At 67.0% G+C, this 17265-nt stretch carries 20 protein-coding genes; 12 read left to right on the forward strand and 8 right to left on the reverse strand.

From position 1 onward, the window contains the following. Positions 1 to 215: 215 nt before the first annotated feature. The 5 genes from PMI12_RS14780 to PMI12_RS14800 are packed head-to-tail and all read left to right on the forward strand — an operon-like array spanning position 216 to position 3940. Complete coding sequence (locus PMI12_RS14780; RefSeq protein WP_007833815.1) at positions 216 to 737, forward strand: DUF6622 family protein; 522 nt, start codon at positions 216 to 218, stop codon at positions 735 to 737. Positions 738 to 772: 35 nt separating this feature from the next. Further along, the gene (locus PMI12_RS14785; RefSeq protein WP_007833817.1) at positions 773 to 1726 is read left to right on the forward strand and encodes a sterol desaturase family protein; all 954 of its coding nucleotides are present in this window, start codon (positions 773 to 775) and stop codon (positions 1724 to 1726) included. Further along, positions 1723 to 2016: a 2TM domain-containing protein gene (locus tag PMI12_RS14790; protein WP_007833819.1), complete on the forward strand. Its 294-nt coding sequence runs from the start codon at positions 1723 to 1725 to the stop codon at positions 2014 to 2016. Before PMI12_RS14785 ends, PMI12_RS14790 begins: the two co-directional genes overlap by 4 nt. A gap of 53 nt (positions 2017 to 2069) precedes the next feature. Then, positions 2070 to 3083 (forward strand): sensor histidine kinase, encoded by a 1014-nt coding sequence (locus PMI12_RS14795; protein WP_007833821.1) that lies wholly within the window; start codon positions 2070 to 2072, stop codon positions 3081 to 3083. Between the two features lie 26 nt (positions 3084 to 3109). Next, a complete protein-coding gene (locus PMI12_RS14800; protein ID WP_007833823.1) occupies positions 3110 to 3940 on the forward strand; it encodes a LytR/AlgR family response regulator transcription factor in 831 nt (276 codons plus the stop codon). A gap of 78 nt (positions 3941 to 4018) precedes the next feature. Here PMI12_RS14800 and PMI12_RS14805 read toward each other — a convergent pair whose 3' ends face one another. After that, positions 4019 to 4360 carry a hypothetical protein gene (locus PMI12_RS14805; RefSeq protein WP_007833825.1) on the reverse strand — a complete coding sequence of 114 codons (342 nt, stop codon included), beginning with the start codon at positions 4358 to 4360 and terminating at the stop codon, positions 4019 to 4021. A 149-nt stretch (positions 4361 to 4509) separates the two neighbouring features. On the opposite strand from PMI12_RS14805, the gene PMI12_RS14810 reads away from it, so the two are divergent. Further along, complete coding sequence (locus tag PMI12_RS14810; protein WP_007833826.1) at positions 4510 to 6324, forward strand: glutamine--tRNA ligase/YqeY domain fusion protein; 1815 nt, start codon at positions 4510 to 4512, stop codon at positions 6322 to 6324. Positions 6325 to 6335: 11 nt separating this feature from the next. Here PMI12_RS14810 and PMI12_RS14815 read toward each other — a convergent pair whose 3' ends face one another. Further along, complete coding sequence (locus PMI12_RS14815; protein ID WP_007833827.1) at positions 6336 to 6638, reverse strand: hypothetical protein; 303 nt, start codon at positions 6636 to 6638, stop codon at positions 6336 to 6338. A gap of 86 nt (positions 6639 to 6724) precedes the next feature. Here PMI12_RS14815 and PMI12_RS14820 point away from each other — a divergent pair, with 86 nt between their 5' ends. From PMI12_RS14820 to PMI12_RS14830, 3 genes are read left to right on the forward strand one after another with little or no spacing between them, the layout of a single operon-like run. After that, positions 6725 to 7273: a pseudouridine synthase gene (locus PMI12_RS14820; protein WP_157632203.1), complete on the forward strand. Its 549-nt coding sequence runs from the start codon at positions 6725 to 6727 to the stop codon at positions 7271 to 7273. A gap of 37 nt (positions 7274 to 7310) precedes the next feature. Continuing rightward, positions 7311 to 8216, forward strand: a complete 906-nt coding sequence (locus tag PMI12_RS14825) for a M23 family metallopeptidase (protein ID WP_007833829.1) — start codon at positions 7311 to 7313, stop codon at positions 8214 to 8216. 51 nt (positions 8217 to 8267) lie between these two features. Next, positions 8268 to 8510 carry a nucleotidyltransferase family protein gene (locus PMI12_RS14830; protein ID WP_443260408.1) on the forward strand — a complete coding sequence of 81 codons (243 nt, stop codon included), beginning with the start codon at positions 8268 to 8270 and terminating at the stop codon, positions 8508 to 8510. A gap of 84 nt (positions 8511 to 8594) precedes the next feature. Here the strand turns inward: PMI12_RS14830 and PMI12_RS14835 are convergent, their stop codons facing one another. From PMI12_RS14835 to PMI12_RS14850, 4 genes are all read right to left on the reverse strand, one after another. Then, positions 8595 to 9530, reverse strand: a complete 936-nt coding sequence (locus tag PMI12_RS14835; RefSeq protein WP_007833842.1) for a succinylglutamate desuccinylase/aspartoacylase domain-containing protein — start codon at positions 9528 to 9530, stop codon at positions 8595 to 8597. A gap of 111 nt (positions 9531 to 9641) precedes the next feature. Beyond that, positions 9642 to 10613: an MBL fold metallo-hydrolase gene (locus PMI12_RS14840; protein WP_007833844.1), complete on the reverse strand. Its 972-nt coding sequence runs from the start codon at positions 10611 to 10613 to the stop codon at positions 9642 to 9644. 76 nt (positions 10614 to 10689) lie between these two features. Beyond that, the gene (locus PMI12_RS14845; RefSeq protein ID WP_007833846.1) at positions 10690 to 11892 is read right to left on the reverse strand and encodes an ammonium transporter; all 1203 of its coding nucleotides are present in this window, start codon (positions 11890 to 11892) and stop codon (positions 10690 to 10692) included. 151 nt (positions 11893 to 12043) lie between these two features. Further along, positions 12044 to 12949 (reverse strand): LytTR family DNA-binding domain-containing protein, encoded by a 906-nt coding sequence (locus PMI12_RS14850; RefSeq protein WP_007833848.1) that lies wholly within the window; start codon positions 12947 to 12949, stop codon positions 12044 to 12046. Between the two features lie 157 nt (positions 12950 to 13106). On the opposite strand from PMI12_RS14850, the gene PMI12_RS14855 reads away from it, so the two are divergent. Next, positions 13107 to 14327 carry an acyltransferase family protein gene (locus PMI12_RS14855; RefSeq protein WP_007833849.1) on the forward strand — a complete coding sequence of 407 codons (1221 nt, stop codon included), beginning with the start codon at positions 13107 to 13109 and terminating at the stop codon, positions 14325 to 14327. Here PMI12_RS14855 and PMI12_RS14860 read toward each other — a convergent pair. Continuing rightward, positions 14257 to 14691: a PaaI family thioesterase gene (locus PMI12_RS14860; RefSeq protein WP_007833850.1), complete on the reverse strand. Its 435-nt coding sequence runs from the start codon at positions 14689 to 14691 to the stop codon at positions 14257 to 14259. The genes PMI12_RS14855 and PMI12_RS14860 overlap by 71 nt on opposite strands. Before the next feature lie 166 nt (positions 14692 to 14857). Continuing rightward, positions 14858 to 15826 carry a ribosome biogenesis GTPase YlqF gene (ylqF, locus tag PMI12_RS14865; protein ID WP_007833851.1) on the reverse strand — a complete coding sequence of 323 codons (969 nt, stop codon included), beginning with the start codon at positions 15824 to 15826 and terminating at the stop codon, positions 14858 to 14860. Between the two features lie 208 nt (positions 15827 to 16034). Between ylqF and PMI12_RS14870 the strand changes: the two genes are divergently transcribed. After that, positions 16035 to 16649, forward strand: a complete 615-nt coding sequence (locus PMI12_RS14870; protein WP_007833854.1) for a SmpA / OmlA family — start codon at positions 16035 to 16037, stop codon at positions 16647 to 16649. 145 nt (positions 16650 to 16794) lie between these two features. Then, entirely contained in the window at positions 16795 to 17223 is a 429-nt protein-coding gene (locus PMI12_RS14875) for a CBS domain-containing protein (protein WP_007833856.1), read from the forward strand. Positions 17224 to 17265: the final 42 nt, after the last annotated feature.

The raw sequence follows: 17265 nt of genomic DNA on the forward strand, positions 1-17265 counted from the left end.
GTAGTACAGCGCGGAATGGTAGTCCGGCTGTTTGCTATGCCGTAAAGCGACGGTAAAGCTGCCCGCCGACATCCGCGATCAAGCGCAATTCACGCCTTCGGGCCGCAGTTCGCGCCGCCCGCATGCATTTCGTCGCACGCCCGTGGCAGGAATGGGCGAGCGTCGGCACAGTCCGCTGCATCGATTCGACCTTCCACTTTCAACGGAGCGCAACCATGCTGATGCAAATCATCCTTCACACGCCCAAGTGGGTCTTCGCCGTGTTCTTCCTGCTGCTGTGGCTCGGCGCCAGGCAGCTGCTCGCCAACAACGTGAGCCTGACGCGCGTCACGCTGATGCCCGTGGCGATGGGCGCGCTGTCGGTCTATGGCGTGGTTTCCGTCTTCGGCGATTCCTTCGGCGCCCTGCTCGGCTGGGCCGCCGCGGCGGTGGCGATGATGGCGCTGGTGCTGCAGCGCCAGCTGCCCGCCACCACCCGCTACGACGCGGCAGCGCGCCGCTTCCACGTGGCCGGCAGCCCGGTGCCACTGATGCTCATGATGGGCATCTTCCTGACCAAGTACGTGGTGGGTGCGGCCCTGGCCATGCACCCCGAACTGCGCCAGCAGGCAGCCTTCGGCCTCGTGATCCCGGTGCTGTACGGTGCCTTCAGCGGTGTCTTCGCGGCCCGTGCGGTGCGCCTGTGGAAGCTGGCCATCCGTACTGACGCCATGACAGCCACGGTCGGCGCCGCCTAAGATCCCGAGCCGCAGCCCCCCAGGAAAGCACCGCCATGAACGTACTCCTGCTGATCCTCAAGATCTCCGTCACGGTGGTGCTCGCCGCCTCCATCGCCGAGGCGCTCGTGCTGTCCTGGCGCAACGGCTGGCGCAGCTACGACTGGAAGGCGTCCGGCATCTCGGTGGTCGACTTCCTGGTGCGCGAATACCCAATGCGCTGGCTGCTGCCGCTGGCCTTCTGGAGCGGCGCGATGGACTGGTTCTACGCCCACCGCCTCTTCACCCTGCCGATGGACCACTGGACCGGCTGGGCCGCCTGCTTCATCGGCCAGGAGTTCTGCTACTACTGGTACCACCGCGCGGCGCACCGGGTGCGCTGGTTCTGGTGCACCCACGCCATCCACCATTCGCCGAACCAGCTGAACCTGTCGGCCGCCTACCGCTTCGGCTGGACCGGCCGCCTCACCGGCACACTGGCGTTCTTCATGCTGGCGCCGCTGCTGGGCATGCCGCCGCGGGTGATCCTGCTGATGCTCACGCTGAACCTGCTGTACCAGTTCTGGATCCACGCGACCTGGATCCCGCGCCTCGGGCCGCTCGAATGGGTGCTGAACACCCCCTCGGCCCACCGCGTGCACCACGCCTCCAACCTGGAATACCTGGACGGCAACTACGGCGGCGTGCTGATCGTGTTCGACCGCCTGTTCGGCACCTACATTCCCGAGCGCGCCGACATCCCCTGCCGCTACGGGCTGGTGAACCCGGTCACCTCGTACAACCTTTTCGAGATCGAGTTCATGCACTGGCGCGCGCTGTTCCGCGACCTGGCCTCGGCCCGCTCGGTGCGCGCCTTCGTCGGCTACCTCGTGAAGCCGCCGGGCTGGAAGCCCGACGGGCCGGGCGAGACGACCGAGGAGCTGCGGGAGCGCGCGGCCTTGCAGGCGACATCGCCGCCATCGCTGGCCGCCTCAGATTTCATTCCTGTTCAATACAAGGAGTTGTCATGAACCACATTGCATCGAATCCCACCCGCTCCGACGTCGAGCGCCTCGCCCGCCGCCGCGCCGGCGCCAAGATGGGCTGGTACATCCACGCTTTTGTCTACGTGCTGGTCAACCTCGGCCTCGTCGCGCTCTCGGCTGCCCATGGCCGCAACTGGGCGATGTACCCGCTCATGGGCTGGGGCCTGGGCCTGCTGATCCATGGCGCCGTGGTCTGGTTCGTGGCCGGCGGCGGCTTCTACGACAGGCTCGTGGAGCGCGAACGCCGCGCACTGGGTGCCGGGGACCGCGGGTGAATCCAGGCCTGCCTGCTGCAAACAACAGGTTCACGCCCGAGAACCTGAGGAGCATGCTGCGGCATGGCCTGATCACCGCCGTCTTCTGCTGCCTCATCGCCACCGCGATGACCCTCACCGGCGGTGGCAACTGGGCCGGCCACCTGGTCTATTCGCTGGCGATCGGCACCGTGAGCTGGCTGTTCATCGACTTCGGCCGGCTGCTGATCAGCGGACACCGCGAAACCCTCTGGCCAGGATGGCCGGCGGGTTTTCTCCTGATCGCGATGGGCATGGTCGTCGGCTTCTTCGTCGGCAACCTCATCGGTGACGCCTGGTTCGGCGCACCCCGATTCGACTTCCTCGAACTCAAGGGCCACAAGCTGGCCACTGCCGCCACGATCACCATCATCGCGACGGTCGGCATGTGCTTCTTCTTCTACAGCCTCGGCAGAAGCAAGCACATGCAAGGCCAGATCGAGCTGGCACAGCGCAATGCCACGGAGGCACGGCTCAAGCTGCTCGAGACGCAGCTCGAGCCGCACATGCTGTTCAACACGCTGGCCAATCTGCGCGTGCTGATCACCGTCGACCCGCCGCGCGCCGTGGCCATGCTCGACCGGCTCAACAGCTACCTGCGCATGACCTTGAGCGGCTCGCGCGCGCTGTCGCATCCGTTGTCGGCCGAGTTCGAGCGGCTGGGCGACTACCTGGAACTGATGTCGGTCCGCATGGGCGACCGGCTGCACTACAGGCTCGACCTGCCGCAGGATCTGCGCGATGCGCCGGTGCCGCCGCTGCTGCTGCAGCCGCTGGTGGAAAACAGCATCCGCCACGGACTGGAGCCGAAGGTGGAAGGCGGCGAGATCGTCGTGCGCGCCCGCAGGCAGGCCGGCCTGCTGGTGGTCGAGGTGAGCGACACCGGCGTGGGCCTCGATGCCGCACCGCCTTCTGAAGGCAGCGGCTTCGGGCTCGAGCAGGTGCGCGAGCGGCTGGCCACGGTATACGGCGCCCAGGGCCGCATGAGCCTCTCGCCCTCGCCCGCCGGCGGCACCTGCGCCACGCTGAGCTTCCCCACGCCCGTCTGAACAACCTCACCCACAACAACAACCAGATGACCCCGACCGCCCTCATTGCCGAAGACGAAGCCCTGCTCGCTCAGGCCCTCAAGGCCGAACTGGCCGCCGCATGGCCCGAACTGCAGATCGTCGCCACGGCAGGCGACGGCCGCAGCGCCGTGCGCGAGGCGCTGCGCCTGCTGCCGCAGGTGCTGTTCTTCGACATCCGCATGCCCGGCCTCGACGGCCTGGGCGCCGCCGCCGAACTGGCCGACAGCTGGCCCATCGACGAGGCGCCGATGCCCCAGCTGGTGTTCGTGACGGCCTACGACGAATACGCCACCCGCGCCTTCGAGGCCCAGGCCCTCGACTACGTGCTCAAGCCCGTGCAGCCCGGGCGCCTGCGCAAGACCGTAGGCCGGCTGCAGCAGGCGCTGTCCGCACGGCAACCTGCGCCCACATCGGCCGTGGCCAACGAAGCGCTCGAACGAACGCTCGCCCAGTGGCGCCAGGTGCTGACGGCCGCTGGAGCCGGCGCGGCAGCAGCGGCCACCACCCCGCTGCGCATGATCGCCGCCAGCGACGCCGGCGGCAGCACCGTGCGCATGGTGCCCATCGATGAAGTGCTGTACTTCGAAGCCGCCGACAAATACCTGCGCGTGCTGACCGCCTCGCACGAATACCTGATCCGCACGCCGCTCAAGCAATTGCTGACCCAGCTCGACGCCGACACTTTCTGGCAGGTGCATAGGGCGGTGGTGGTGCGCAGTTCGGCCATCGAATCGGTGCACCGCGACGAGGCCGGCAAGCTGCACCTGATGCTGCGCGGCAGGGCCGAGAAGATCCCGGTCAGCCGCCTGTACGCCCATCTTTTTCGCGCCATGTGAAATCGGCTGGCGCGCCCAAAGAAAAAGCCGGCCCTTCGGGGGCCGGCTTTTTCATTCAGTCACGAATGGCGTTGCAATTTAGCGCCAGTGGCCATGGCCGCGGTAGTAGCCTCGACCGTAGTAGCGCGGGCCGTAGTAGGCCGGCGGGCCGTAGTAGACAGGGGCCGGACGGTAGTACACGGGCGGCGGGTTGTAGTAGACCGGGGCCGGGGGTGCGTAGTACACGGGTGCCGGCGGCGCATAGACCGGCGCCGGGTAGTAGGCCGGAGCGCCCACGCCCACTGCCACGCCGGGAAGGCCGACACCGACCGACCAGCTCACGTCGCTACGGGCGCTGGCTGAAGTGGCGGCAAACAATGCACCGGCTGCCACCACGCCTGCGGTGGCCCATTTGAAGAAAGTTGAACGTGTGAGGCTCATGATCCTGGACTCCTTGTTTCGGTGGGCTGCGTTCGGATCTGAACCGCCCATGGATGTATTGAACGCGGCAAATGCAAAGGGGGTGCACCGGGCATTGTGAAGAACGTTGCCAAAGGTAACCTATAAGGGGTGCCCTCTAGAATGAGGCAATGACCTCCCCGACCGACAAAAACGGCGCCAAAACGACCGCTGCACCAAGCAATTTCCTGCGCCACGTGATCGAGAACGATCTCGCACAGGGTGCTTATTCTGGCCGCAAATGGGGCGGATCGCCCGGCAACGCCACCCACCACGCCCAGGGCATGGCCGACCCGGCCAGGGTGCGCATGCGCTTTCCGCCCGAGCCCAACGGCTACCTGCACATCGGCCATGCCAAGAGCATCTGGCTCAACTTCGAGCTGGCCAAGGAATACGGCGGCGTGAGCCACCTGCGCTTCGACGACACCAACCCCGAGAAAGAAGACCAGGAATACGTCGACTCGATCCGCGACGCGGTGAACTGGCTCGGCTACGAAACCTACCTGGCCGACCGCCCCAGCGCCCCCGGCACGCTGCAGCCGCACGAGTACTTCGCGAGCAACTACTTCGACTTCATGTACGAGGCGGCCGAATACCTGATCGGCGCCGGCCTCGCCTACGTCGACGAACAGACCGCCGAAGAGGTGCGCGCGAACCGCGGCGACTTCAACACGCCCGGCACCGACAGCCCCTTCCGCACCCGCACGCCCGAGGAAAACCTCGCGCGCTTTCGCGCCATGCGCGACGGCCAGGTCGCCGATGGCGCCGCCATCCTGCGCGCGAAGATCGACATGGCCAGCACCAACATCAACATGCGCGACCCCGCGCTGTACCGCGTGCGCCGGGCCACCCACCACAACACCGGCGACAAGTGGTGCATCTATCCGATGTACACCTACGCGCACCCCATCGAGGACGCGCTGGAACAGATCACCCACAGCATCTGCACGCTGGAGTTCGAAGACCAGCGTCCCTTCTACGACTGGCTGCTCGATCGCCTCGCCGAAGGCGGCCTTGTCGCCAGCCCGCACCCGCGCCAGTACGAATTCGCCCGCCTCAACGTGACCCACGTGCTCACCAGCAAGCGCAAGCTGCGCCAGCTGGTCGAAGAGAAATACGTCGACGGCTGGGACGATCCGCGCATGCCCACCATCGCCGGCCTGCGCCGCCGCGGCTACACGCCCGAGGCGCTGCGGCTGTTCTGCGAACGCAGCGGCACGACCAAGTCGGGCGGCTGGATCGATTACGCCAGCCTCGAGGCCGCGCTGCGCGACACCTTGGACCCGATCGCCCCGCGCGCGATGGCCGTGCTCGACCCGGTCAAGCTCGTAATCACCAACTGGGGCGAACTGATGGGCGGCGACGGCACGCTCGACGACTGCTCGGCGCCGGTTCACCCCCATCACCCGGAAATGGGCCATCGCGAGTTCAAGCTCGGCCGCGAGGTATGGATCGAACGCACCGACTACGAAGAAGTGCAACCCAAGGGCTTCTTCCGCCTGTTCCCGGGCAACAAGGTGCGGCTCAAGTACGGCCACGTCATCGAATGCACCGGCGGCACCAAGGATGCGAGCGGCAAGCTCGTCGAAGTGCAGGCCACGCTGGTTCCGGACACCAAGAGCGGTACGCCCGGCGCGGATGCGATCAAGGTAAAGGGCAACATCACCTGGGTGGCGGCCGCGGATGCGGTGCAGGCCGAGGTGCGGCTGTACGAGCGGCTGTTTGCCGCGGCCCATCCGGGCAGCGGCGAACTGCTGGAGGAACTGAACAAGGCGAGCCTGGAGGTGTGCTCGGCGTTCGTCGAGCCTTCGCTGGCCAAGGCCGAAGCGGGTGTCGGCATTCAGTTCGAGCGGCATGGGTACTTCGTGCTCGACGCGAAGGCCAGCGCGGACGGCAAGCCCGTGTTCAACCGCGCGGCGGGGATGCGGGACAGCTGGGGCAAGTAAGCCCTGCGCCGCTATTCGGGCCGCTTGTAGACCACGCCCAGCACCGCACTGTTCTCGTCGGTGGTGCAAACGGCGGACCGTCCCTGCGGCCCGACCTTCAGGTTGATCGTGTAGACGCCGTCGCGCGGCGTCGTGCCGCTGTCCACCACGATGCTGCCCGGGGGCACACGCAGTTCGCGCGCGGCCGCAGCGACGCAGTTCTTGACGCTCGCCTCGGGCGCGCCGCCGACGCGCAAGGATGAGCTGCTGCAGGCGGCCATCGAAAGGCCTGCCGCCGCCACGCACGCGAGATGGATGTGGCTTCGCATCGTCATGCCGGGTTCTCCTGTGTGATAAGCCGATTGGAATCTCCAAGGCGGCCCGAATGCTGCAGGACAGACCCGGGCTATCCTGTGCGCTCATGACTTTTCCGAGCTCTTCCCGCCTGATCCGCTTCAACAAACCTTACGGCGTCCTCAGCCAGTTCACGCCCGAGGGCCGCTGGCGCGGCCTGAAAGACTTCATCGACATCCCCGGCGTCTACGTCGCCGGCCGGCTCGATGCCGACAGCGAGGGCCTGCTGCTGCTCACCGACGACGGCAAGCTCCAGGCACACATCGCCGATCCGCGCTTCAAGATGGAGAAGATCTACTGGGTGCAGGTGGAAGGCGAGCCGACCGAAGCGGCGCTCACCGCCCTGCGCTCGGGCGTGCAGCTCAACGACGGCCCCACGCGCCCCGCGCGTGCCCGGCTGCTCGATCCGCCGCCCGAGGTGTGGGAGCGGCAACCGCCCATCCGCGAGCGCAAGAGCATTCCCACCGCGTGGATCGAACTGGCGATCCGCGAGGGCCGCAACCGCCAGGTGCGGCGCATGACGGCGGCCGTGGGGCTGCCGACGCTGCGGCTGATCCGCGCTGCCATCGGGCCCCACACGCTCGAAGGCCTCGCGCCCGGAACCTGGAGCGGATAGCGCCCTCCATCCAACGCATTCCCCACCTTCTCTTCACATGAAGCAAACGCCCTCTTCCTTCCCCGCCCCTACCGCCCTCAACCGCCGCAGCGCCGTGCTCGGCACCATCGGCCTCATCGCCACGATGCACGCCGACGCCGCGACCAAGTCGGCGGCAAAGAAGCAGCCAGCCGCAGCACCCGGCGTATGGCCGCGCGCCTCGCAGGTGCCCGGTGGCATCGCCCGCCTGTCGCTGGGCCCGTCGGCCAAGCGGCCGCAGGCCTTCGCGGGCGACATCCCCTTGCTCGTGGTGGGCGACACCATCGAATGGACTGCGATCGTCGGCATCCCCCTCGCGACCGAACCCGGCGAGGCGAGCATCACCGTGCGCGCCGAAGGCAAGCCCGAGCGCCAGATCGCCTACACCGTGGCCCCGAAGCAATACCGCGAACAGCGCCTCACCGTGGCCCCGCGCACCGTCGACCTGTCGCCCGAGGACGAGGCGCGCTACGTCAAGGAACGCGACCACCTCACCGGCGTGATGGCCACCCTCACCGACATGCGCCCCGACACCGTTCTGCAGATGCGCGTGCCCGTCCCCGGCCGCCGCTCCAGTTCCTTCGGCCTGCGCCGCGTGTTCAACGGCCAGTCGCGCAATCCGCACAGCGGCATGGACATCGCGGCCGGCACCGGCACGCCGGTGCTCGCGCCCCTGCCCGGCAAGGTGATCGACACGGGAGACTATTTCTTCAACGGCGGCACCGTCTGGCTCGACCACGGCGGCGGCCTGCTGACCATGTACTGCCACCTGAGCCGCGTCGACGTGAAGGTCGGCGACGTGATGAAGACCGGCGAACCATTGGCCGCCGTCGGAGCGACTGGTCGCGTGACGGGGCCGCATCTGCACTGGTCGGTGATGCTGAACCGGGCGATGGTGGACCCGGCGTTGTTCATTGCGGTTTGAGATCGAGCGAGCAGCCGCACCACACTCCAACATCGCGCCGGCATTCGCGAGATTGCACTGAGTCACCACGTCAATGGCGTGTGGGTGTTCGGCTCTGGATCGCGCGGCGAGGACGGGCCTGACAGCGACCTCGATCTGCTGGTCGAACCCACCGCGCAAACCACCCTCATGAACGTTGGAGCGATCAGGTTCGAATTGAAGAGCCTGCTTGGCTTGGAGGTTGACGTGCTGACGCCCAACGGTTTGCCTCCGAAGTTTCGCGATCAAGTACTACGCGAGGATGTGCCGGTATGACCGGAAAACGCAAGATGCCGTGGTGCGCAACCTCGAAGTAATCGGTGAAGCCGCGAAGCTATTGGAGACCTGAACCTCAGTGCCTCAGATCGGCTTGGTCAGATAAACCGCCTCGCGCCCGACGATCACGCGCTGCGCCGGCATGAAGATCGTGCAGTCGTCGCACAGCGCGCGGATTTCCTCGTCGCCGTTGGTCGCGATCAGCTCGCCCTTGGCGAATGTCTCGAAACCGATGAGCGGGCGCACGAAGGCGAAGTCGGGCGACTTGATGACGTAGGTCTGCAGCAGCTGGAAGCGCCGTTGTGGCTCGGGCGGCGGGCTCGCCGGGTCCTTGTCGACGAGGCCGAAGTACGCGAGGAAGTCGTACGTGACGGCCGTCGCCAGTTCCGATGCCGAACGCAGAAAGTGCTGGCCGCACTCGACCACCATCGCCACGCCCTTGCCGTCCGGCCCGCCGTGGCTGCCGTACTGGATCAGCGGGGTGCCCGAGCCCAGGCCGTCGGGCATCACGAGGTGCACCGAGGGACGGCCGATGGCCAGCGCGACCTTGGCGTTGCGCTCGAACGCCGGGTAGACCCAGAACGGCACGACGGGCTGGCTGGTCGAGTGGATGTCGAGGATGTGGTCGGCCGCATCGACCACTGGGCGCAGGATGCGCGCACGGCTCAGCTCGGGGCTGTCTTCGCTGCCGTCCAGCCACTCGGGCGACCAGATGCGGTTGAGGTTGTGCACGAGCTGGCGGCTGTCGAAGGGGAGCGCCTCGTTGAAGGACTCGTACGCGGCCACGTTGGCAAAACTCACGGTAAGCGTGCCGATCTTCGGGCGCACGTTGTTGTCGAGCAGGTGCGTGGCCGCCGTCATGCCGCAGATCTCGTTGCCATGCGTCAGCGCGTTGATCAGCACGTGCGGGCCGGGCTTGCCGGACTCGAAGCGGTGCACGTAGTCGATGCCGACGTTGCCCTTGCGGTACGCAGAAAGGTCGCGGGGGAGGACTTCGAGGGCGGGGGGAGATTGGGTCATGGGGCGAATGGTTAAGGCGAAGCGGTCGGCCAGTTTGCTACAGGACGCGCATTCGCGCCGAGGGCGCAGCAACACCGGGCCGTGCCGCTCGGGCTTCATCCATTCAGCCGGCTATCGCACCTGCTGGTAGTCCACCGGCACCCACACGTAGCCCTTGCCCTCGGCCCGCAGGTGCCCCAGCCCCGGGAACGGCAGGTGGGCACTGCCCACGAGGTAGCGCCCCTTGGCCGCGTCGGCGTACGCCTTCTTGCGCTCCACGGCGGCAGGCTTCGAGTCGACGTCGAACGAGATCGTGACCTGCGGCTGCGCGAACTGCACGGCGGCAACGTGCATCAGGTCGCCCCACAGCACCAGCTTCTGGCCCTTGGACTCGACGACGTAGATGTTGTGGCCCGGCGTGTGGCCATGGGCGGGCACGGCCCTGATGCCGGGCAGCAGGTCGGTGCCGCCCTTCATGCCCTTGAACTTGCCGGCTTCCACGTACGGGTTCAGCGACGCCATCGCGCCCCGGAAGAAGTCCTTCATCTCGGCAGGGGCCTTCTCCAGGTTGGCCTTGCTCAGCCAGAAGTCGGCGTCTTCCTGCCCGGCGTGGATGGTGGCGTTGGGAAACACCAGCTTGCCGTCCTGCACGAGGCCGCCGACGTGGTCGCCGTGCATGTGGGTGATGAGCACGTCGTCGACCTGGTCGGGCTGGTAGCCCGCGGCCTTGAGGTTGGCCTGCAGGCTGCCGAGGGTGGGGCCGAACAGGCCGCCGGCGCCGGTGTCGACCAGCACCAGCTTGCTGCCGGTGTTGATGAGGTAGCCGTTCACCGAGGTGGGCACGGCATCCTTCTCGAAACCGCGATCAAGCAGCTTGCCGACCTGCGCCTGCGTGGTGTTGGTGAGCAGCTTCTTGGGTTCGAGGTCGAGAGTGCCGTCGAACAGCGCAGTCACCTCGAAGTCGCCGAGCATCATCCGGTAGAAGCCGGGCGCCTGGGTCTTGACCTGAGGGGCGCCGGCCTGCGCCGCGAACGAAAGCATCAACAGGCTGCCGGCCAGTGCGGCGATGCCGCGGCGCAGCCAGCGGGCGGGTGTTCTTGTCATGGGTTCTACTCCTCGGCGGTTGTAAGGGGCGCCGAGAATAGCCCAAGCAGGCCCATCCTGCTGCGATGGCTGGCGATTACCAGTTGACCTCGCGCTCCGGCGTGGCCGAGATGTGATGGATCGACAGGTCGGCGCCGTCGTACTCCTCCTCCTGCGACAGCCGCAGCCCCACCGAAGCCTTGAGCGCGCCATACACCGCCGCACCCGCCAGCGCGGCCCAGGCCACGCCGATGACGGTGCCGATGAGCTGCGCCCACACGTTCACCCCGCCGATGCCTCCCAGCGCCTGCGTGCCGAAGATGCCCGCCGCGATGCCGCCCCAGGTGCCGCACAGGCCGTGCAGCGGCCACACGCCGAGCACGTCGTCGATCTTCCATTTGTTCTGCACCAGCGTGAACATGTAGACGAAGATCGCGCCCGCCACGCCGCCCACCACCAGCGCGCCCAGCGGATGCATCAGGTCGGAGCCGGCGCACACGGCCACCAGGCCGGCGAGCGGGCCGTTGTAGACGAAGCCGGGGTCGTTTTTGCCCATGGCCAGTGCGACCAGCGTGCCGCCGACCATCGCCATCAGCGAGTTGACGGCCACGAGGCCCGAGATCTTGTCGATGCTCTGCGCGCTCATCACGTTGAAGCCGAACCAGCCCACGCACAGCACCCACGCACCGAGCGCGAGGAACGGGATGTTCGATGGCGGATGCGCGCTCAGCGAGCCGTCGCCCCTGTAGCGGTTGCGCCGCGCGCCCAGCAGCAGCACCGCCGGCAGCGCGAGCCAGCCGCCCACCGCGTGCACCACCACCGAGCCCGCGAAGTCATGGAACTCGTGGCCCGTGAGCGAGGCGATCCAGCCCTGGATGCCGAAGTGCTTGTTCCATGCGATGCCCTCGTACAGCGGGTAGACGAAGCCGACGATCACCGCAGTCGCGATCAGCTGCGGCCAGAACTTGGCGCGCTCGGCAATACCGCCCGAGATGATGGCCGGGATGGCTGCCGCGAAGGTGAGCAGGAAGAAGAACTTCACCAGCTCGTAGCCGCTCTTTTCCGCCAGCTCGGTGGCACCGACGAAGAAGTGCGTGCCGTAGGCCACGCCGTAACCCACGAGGAAATACACGATGGTCGACACCGAGAAGTCGACCAGGATCTTCACCAGCGCATTGACCTGGTTCTTCTTGCGTACGGTGCCCAGTTCGAGAAAGGCAAAACCGGCGTGCATGGCCAGGACCATGATGGCGCCGAGAAGGATGAACAGCGCATCTGCGCCCTGTTTGAGTGCGTCCATTGAAGCTTCTTGCTGATTTTTGATTCGAATTGGTGCGTCGCACCTGAATGACCTGGAGCGGTCGATCGATGAAGCAAAAATGGTGCCCGAAGGCTCTTCGATGGTGCGCAATGAACCAAAACGGACTTCCACGAGCCCGCCACGCACCGGATCAGCCCGCGCCGGCGCGCAACGCGTCCCGGTGGCGGCGGCTGCAGGGCACGGTGGTGCCGTCGTGCATGTGCAGCCGGGCATCGCCGCCGTCCAGCGGCTCGATTTCCTTGATGCGGCCCAGGTTCACCGCATGGCTTCGGTGCACCCGAACGAAGCGGACGGGGTCGAGCTGCGCCAGGAAGTCGGTCAGCGTGGCGCGCAGCAGGTAGTCATGGCCGTTGACGTGCAGGCCGACGTAGTTGCCCTCGGCCTGGAGCCAGTCGATGTCGGTGGCGGCGATGAGGAATTCGCGGCGCAGCTTGCGCACCAGGAAACGCTCGGGGCGCACGGGCGGCGACAAGGCTTCGGGCTCGGCGGGTGCGGCGCCCTCCTGTTCCGCCGGAGCCTCCGGCGCATCGAGCACCCGCGCCTCGCCCTGCAGCCGCAGCATGAACAGCCGGTAAGCCCAGATGCCGAAGACGATGCTTGCGTACACACGCACGTCCTTCAGGTACTCGTAGCCCCATTGGTCGATCCAGCCGCCGAATTCGTAGCGTTCGCCGGCCAACGCGTAGACGACTGCGCGCAACCCGAACATGCCCACCACGTGGACCACGCTGAACGCCACGCTCGCCACCGCATGCCAGGCCAGGAAGCGCACCCAGTGCCCGCGCACCAGCGGCGACAGCCGGCGCTCGACGGCGACCAGCGCCGGGATCAGCAGCAACAGCACCAGGTGGCTCGATCCTTCCCAGGTCGCGACCTCCCAGTTGGCGCGCGGCAGGGCGCGCGCGCGCATGTCGACGATCGCGACCATCGTGCTGAACACGGCCTGCAGCGTCATCAACACGATCCAGAAGGCCACCTCCACGGGACGGCGGATCGGCTCGTAGCGCTCGTAGAGGTTCCTGCGTGGGTCTCCCATGGGGCGGAATTCTCCCGAAAACGGGCCTTTGGGGGCGGTGAATTTCGTCCCTCGAGACCACCGCTCGTCACAAAGCGGGGGGCATCCGTCCCCCGGATGCGCCGCGCGGGGAACACGGGCCCGAGCATCGCGGCTTCTTTGCTTCGAGGAGCTTGCGATGAACACCGCCGCCGACCCGTCCGCCCATCGCCGCCACGACATCGACGCCCTGCGCGCGCTGGCCTTCCTGTTCGTCATCCTCTATCACGTGGGCATGTACTACGTGGCCGACTGGCCCTGGCACCTGAAGAGCCCGCACGCGGCCGAATGGCTGCAGTGGCCGATGCGCGTCCTGAACCTCTGGCGCATGGACCTCGTCTTCCTGGTCTCGGGCGTGTCGCTCGGCTTCCTGAGCCGGGGCCAGGGCACCTGGGGCCTGCTGCGCAGCCGGGGGCTGCGGCTGATGCTGCCACTGGCCTTCGGCATGGCGGTGATCGTGCCGTACCAGGCCTATGCGCAGGGGGTGGCCAACGGGCTGGTCGCGCCGGGCTTCGGTGCCTTCGTGCTGCGCTACCTGTCGATGGCCGAACCGTGGCCGAAGCGGGCCTTCGACGGCGCGGAGTTCGGCATCACCTGGAACCACCTCTGGTACCTGCCCTATCTGTTCACCTACACGGCGCTGGTCGCGCTGACACTGCCGCTGTGGAATTCCGCCGCCGGCCAGTGGCTGCGACGCGGCTTCAACGGCCTGCGCGGCTGGAAACTGCTGTTGCTGCCTGCCGTGCCGCTGCTCGTCTTCACCACGCTGCTGGCCTCGCGCTTTCCCCCCACGCACAACCTTGTGCGCGACTTCCACCTGCACAGCCTGTACTTCACGATGTTCCTCTACGGCTACTGGATGGGCGTGGACACCGGCGTGTGGAGGGAACTGGAGCGGCTGCGCCGGGTGTCGCTCACGCTTGCGGTCGCGGTGATCGCCGCCTTCATCGCGCTGCGGGCCGGCGCGAAGGGCCCGGCGTCCGGCCTGCCGATGGACACGCTGCGCATGCTCTACCTGTGGCTGGCCGTCGCGGCCATCCTCGGCCATGCCCACCGCCACCTGAACCGCCCATGGCCCTGGCTTCGCTGGGCCAACGAGTCGGTGTACCCGTGGTACGTGCTGCACCAGACGCTGATCATCGCTGCCGCGAGCGCGCTGGCACCGCTTGCGCTCGGCCCGGTGCTGGAGCCCGCGCTGCTGGTGGCGCTCACGGTGCTCGGCTGCTGGGCGCTGACCGACGGTCTGATCCGCCGCGTGAACTGGCTTCGGCCGCTGTTCGGGCTGAAGCTCAGGCAGCCGGCTTCGCCGCAGCCTCTTCCACCGGAACCAGGATGGCGTTCCCCGTCGCCACGAGCTTGAGCGCATCGTCGCCTCCGCCTTCGGGTTGCGCATAAAGCTCGGACGCAACGAACACCTGCTTGCGCCCGGCCTTCGCCACACGCGCGCGTGCCACGAAGGCTTGACCCACGGCCGGTGACATGAAGTTCACCGAGAAGTGCGACGTCATCACGCGGCCGGCCAGCGAGGCGGCTGCGTAGCCGCTCACGGTATCGAGCAGTGCGGAGATCATCCCCGCGTGGAGGAAGCCGGCGTACTGCCCCATGTCTTCCTTGCGCCATTTCATGCGCAGCTCGGCCTCGCCGTTGCCGGCCTGGGTGGCCTCAATGCCGGCCCAGCGATTGAAGGATGCGGTTTCGTTGAGAGCCTTGAAGGTTTCGAGCATGGCGTGTCCTTTGCGGGGGCGGGTGTGAGAAGCGGTTCAGGCCACTCTACGAACCACGCAGGACAGGCGCCGTCACGCGCGTGACGGGCGGGGCAGTGAACAATTGCATTGGCGACAGCGGCGCTCTTCGCGCCGGAGTGGCGAGTCTCGGGGCGTCGGGCGCCTCTCAGGCGTCCTGTTCGGGCGCGATCTCGGGCTTCGGCTTGCCCTTGTGCTTGTGCTTGCGCGCGGCCTTCTTCGCCGCGCGCTCGGCATCGGCACGCTGGCCATCGGCCAGCCACAGCGTGAACTCTTCCGGCGTTTCGAGCGTGATGCGCCCCAGGTTGCCCGCGCGAAACTCGTGCATCACGATCTCCGCTGCCTTCTGAAGGTTGACGCGGCCCTTGCCCAGCAGCGCGCCGCGCTTGCGGCCGATGGTGTCGAGCAGCGCCTCGTCCTTCATGCCGGCCATGGTCTCGGTGTCGAGCTCCACGAGCTTGAAGCGCGCGGCCACGCCCGCGGCGTAGTGCGTCTTGAGGTAGTTGAGCAGCTCCAGCGCCACCTCTTCCTCGTCGAAGGCGTTGCGCCCCACCGCGCCGCTGGCCGCTAGGTTGTAGCCGCTCTTGGGCACGATGATGCGCGGCCACAGCATGCCGGGCGTGTCCCACAGATAGAAGTCGTCGGCCAGCGTGATGCGCTGTTCGAGCTTGGTGATGCCGGCCTCGTCGCCGGTCTTGGCCTTGCGTCCGCCGGTGAGCGTGTTGATGAGGGTGGACTTGCCCACGTTGGGAATGCCGCAGATCAGCACGCGCATCGGCTTGGCCATGCCGCCGCGGTTCGGTGAAAGCTCATGGCAGGCCTTCACCAGTTGTTGCGCGGGCGTGGTCTGGCTCGCATCGAGCCCGATGGCGCGCGTGGCAGGCAGCGCGTTGTAGTGCGCCAGCCAGAGTGCGGTGCGCACGGGGTCGGCCAGGTCCTGCTTGTTGAGCACCTTCAGCGTGGGCCGCCCGGCCGTGAGCTCGGCCAGCATCGGGTTGGCGCTGGAACCGGGCAGGCGCGCATCGAGCAGTTCGATGACCACGTCGATGTCCTTCACCCGCTCGGTGATGGCCTTCTGGGTCGCATACATGTGACCGGGGAACCACTGGATCGCCATCGGTTGGCTCTTTCTTTCGCGCTGTCTGGGAATGGGTGGCCACCGAAAGGGGGCCGGGTGCGCATTGTGAACCGGGAACCTGAACGGGACCTTGTTGCTACGCTTTCGATAGCTGGATGCGGGCATTCTGCCTTCGCTTCGGGCCTGTTCGATCCTAGAATCCGCGCGCTGCCCCGCGCAGCCACTCCAACAACTTCGAGGGAAATCCATGTTCAAGCGCCTTGCCGCTGCCGCCTTGCTGGCAGCCATCGTCGTGCCCGCGACCGTCACCGTCGCCCATGCCCAGCGGCCTTCTCCTCCCCCCGGCCCCATGATCAACGGCTACCTGTGCTGCAACATGCGCACCTACGGCGACTCGATCAGCGACATCAACTACGACGAGCAGGGCACGAGCATCGTCGCGGTGGGCACGCCGGCGCGCATCACCGCGTACGACTTCCGCTGGTTCAACCTGGATCTGGCCGGCAAGCCGCAGCGCATCAAGAACGACTACAGCCGCAACATCCCGTTGCCTGCGTTCGCGCAGCGCTATGTGGTGACCGAAGACCCGAAGCAGAAGATGGCGGCCTTCCCGCCCGCCGTGCGCAACGCCATCCTCGCCGTGAAGGTGATGCCCGGCATGACGCGCGAGCAGGTGCTGATGGCCATCGGCTATCCGGTTGCCAGCGAGAACCCCAGCCTCGACGCACCGGTGTGGCGCTACTGGCGCGACAGCTGGTCGGAGTTCCAGGTGCAGTTCGACGAGAAGGGCCTCGTGAAGACGGTGGTGGGCGATCCCGTGGCGTTGAGCCGCGTGCTGGCCGCAGCGCCCGCCCAGCCTTAAGTCCTCTCGCATTGCGCGTGCGTTGCAAACACGCGCAATCCCCTAGTGGGTTTGCATCGCGGGGGCAGTCATCGCCCCTATGATTTGACCGAGTGCGGCGCCCGAGCGTCGGTCGAATCGAAACCCTTTGATGGAGTTACCTGCGATGAAACCCGTCTCCGAACTGCTCAAGCGCCATGATTCCGCAGCATGGCGCACCTCCCCCGACACCAGCGTGTTCGATGCGCTGTCCACCCTGGCGCGCTTCGAGGTGGGCGCGCTGATGGTGATGGACGGCGAGAAGCTGGTGGGCTTCCTGTCCGAACGCGACTACACCCGCAAGGTCGCCTTGCAGGGCAAGAACTCGAAGGAAGTGAAGGTACGCGACATCATGACGCCCGACGTGATGACCGTCACCCCGCAGACCCGCACGCGCGCCTGCATGACGCTGATGAGCCAGCGCAAGTTCCGCCACCTGCCGGTGGTCGACGGCGACAAGGTGATCGGCATGATCTCCATCCAGGACCTGATGGACGACATCATCTCGGACCACGAGGCCACCATCGAGCAGCTGACCACGTACATCCAGAGCTGAACCCCTGTTGCCCGCTTTGCGGACCCTGCCCGGCGCATGGGT

This window comes from Variovorax sp. CF313 (assembly GCF_000282635.1).
Taxonomy (GTDB): domain Bacteria; phylum Pseudomonadota; class Gammaproteobacteria; order Burkholderiales; family Burkholderiaceae_C; genus Variovorax.

What these genes read in the sequence shown, in the direction of transcription:
- PMI12_RS14855 (WP_007833849.1), top strand. Translation starts at nt 13,107, where the DNA reads ATGAACACCGCCGCCGACCCGTCCGCCCATCGCCGCCACGACATCGAC.
- PMI12_RS14870 (WP_007833854.1), top strand. Translation starts at nt 16,035, where the DNA reads ATGTTCAAGCGCCTTGCCGCTGCCGCCTTGCTGGCAGCCATCGTCGTG.
- PMI12_RS14815 (WP_007833827.1), bottom strand. Translation starts at nt 6,638, where the DNA reads ATGACGATGCGAAGCCACATCCATCTCGCGTGCGTGGCGGCGGCAGGC.
- PMI12_RS14805 (WP_007833825.1), bottom strand. Translation starts at nt 4,360, where the DNA reads ATGAGCCTCACACGTTCAACTTTCTTCAAATGGGCCACCGCAGGCGTG.
- PMI12_RS14860 (WP_007833850.1), bottom strand. Translation starts at nt 14,691, where the DNA reads ATGCTCGAAACCTTCAAGGCTCTCAACGAAACCGCATCCTTCAATCGC.
- PMI12_RS14845 (WP_007833846.1), bottom strand. Translation starts at nt 11,892, where the DNA reads ATGGACGCACTCAAACAGGGCGCAGATGCGCTGTTCATCCTTCTCGGC.
- ylqF (WP_007833851.1), bottom strand. Translation starts at nt 15,826, where the DNA reads ATGGCGATCCAGTGGTTCCCCGGTCACATGTATGCGACCCAGAAGGCC.
- PMI12_RS14850 (WP_007833848.1), bottom strand. Translation starts at nt 12,949, where the DNA reads ATGGGAGACCCACGCAGGAACCTCTACGAGCGCTACGAGCCGATCCGC.
- PMI12_RS14835 (WP_007833842.1), bottom strand. Translation starts at nt 9,530, where the DNA reads ATGACCCAATCTCCCCCCGCCCTCGAAGTCCTCCCCCGCGACCTTTCT.
- PMI12_RS14840 (WP_007833844.1), bottom strand. Translation starts at nt 10,613, where the DNA reads ATGACAAGAACACCCGCCCGCTGGCTGCGCCGCGGCATCGCCGCACTG.
- PMI12_RS14820 (WP_157632203.1), top strand. Translation starts at nt 6,725, where the DNA reads ATGACTTTTCCGAGCTCTTCCCGCCTGATCCGCTTCAACAAACCTTAC.
- PMI12_RS14825 (WP_007833829.1), top strand. Translation starts at nt 7,311, where the DNA reads ATGAAGCAAACGCCCTCTTCCTTCCCCGCCCCTACCGCCCTCAACCGC.
- PMI12_RS14800 (WP_007833823.1), top strand. Translation starts at nt 3,110, where the DNA reads ATGACCCCGACCGCCCTCATTGCCGAAGACGAAGCCCTGCTCGCTCAG.
- PMI12_RS14790 (WP_007833819.1), top strand. Translation starts at nt 1,723, where the DNA reads ATGAACCACATTGCATCGAATCCCACCCGCTCCGACGTCGAGCGCCTC.
- PMI12_RS14795 (WP_007833821.1), top strand. Translation starts at nt 2,070, where the DNA reads ATGCTGCGGCATGGCCTGATCACCGCCGTCTTCTGCTGCCTCATCGCC.
- PMI12_RS14810 (WP_007833826.1), top strand. Translation starts at nt 4,510, where the DNA reads ATGACCTCCCCGACCGACAAAAACGGCGCCAAAACGACCGCTGCACCA.
- PMI12_RS14875 (WP_007833856.1), top strand. Translation starts at nt 16,795, where the DNA reads ATGAAACCCGTCTCCGAACTGCTCAAGCGCCATGATTCCGCAGCATGG.
- PMI12_RS14785 (WP_007833817.1), top strand. Translation starts at nt 773, where the DNA reads ATGAACGTACTCCTGCTGATCCTCAAGATCTCCGTCACGGTGGTGCTC.
- PMI12_RS14780 (WP_007833815.1), top strand. Translation starts at nt 216, where the DNA reads ATGCTGATGCAAATCATCCTTCACACGCCCAAGTGGGTCTTCGCCGTG.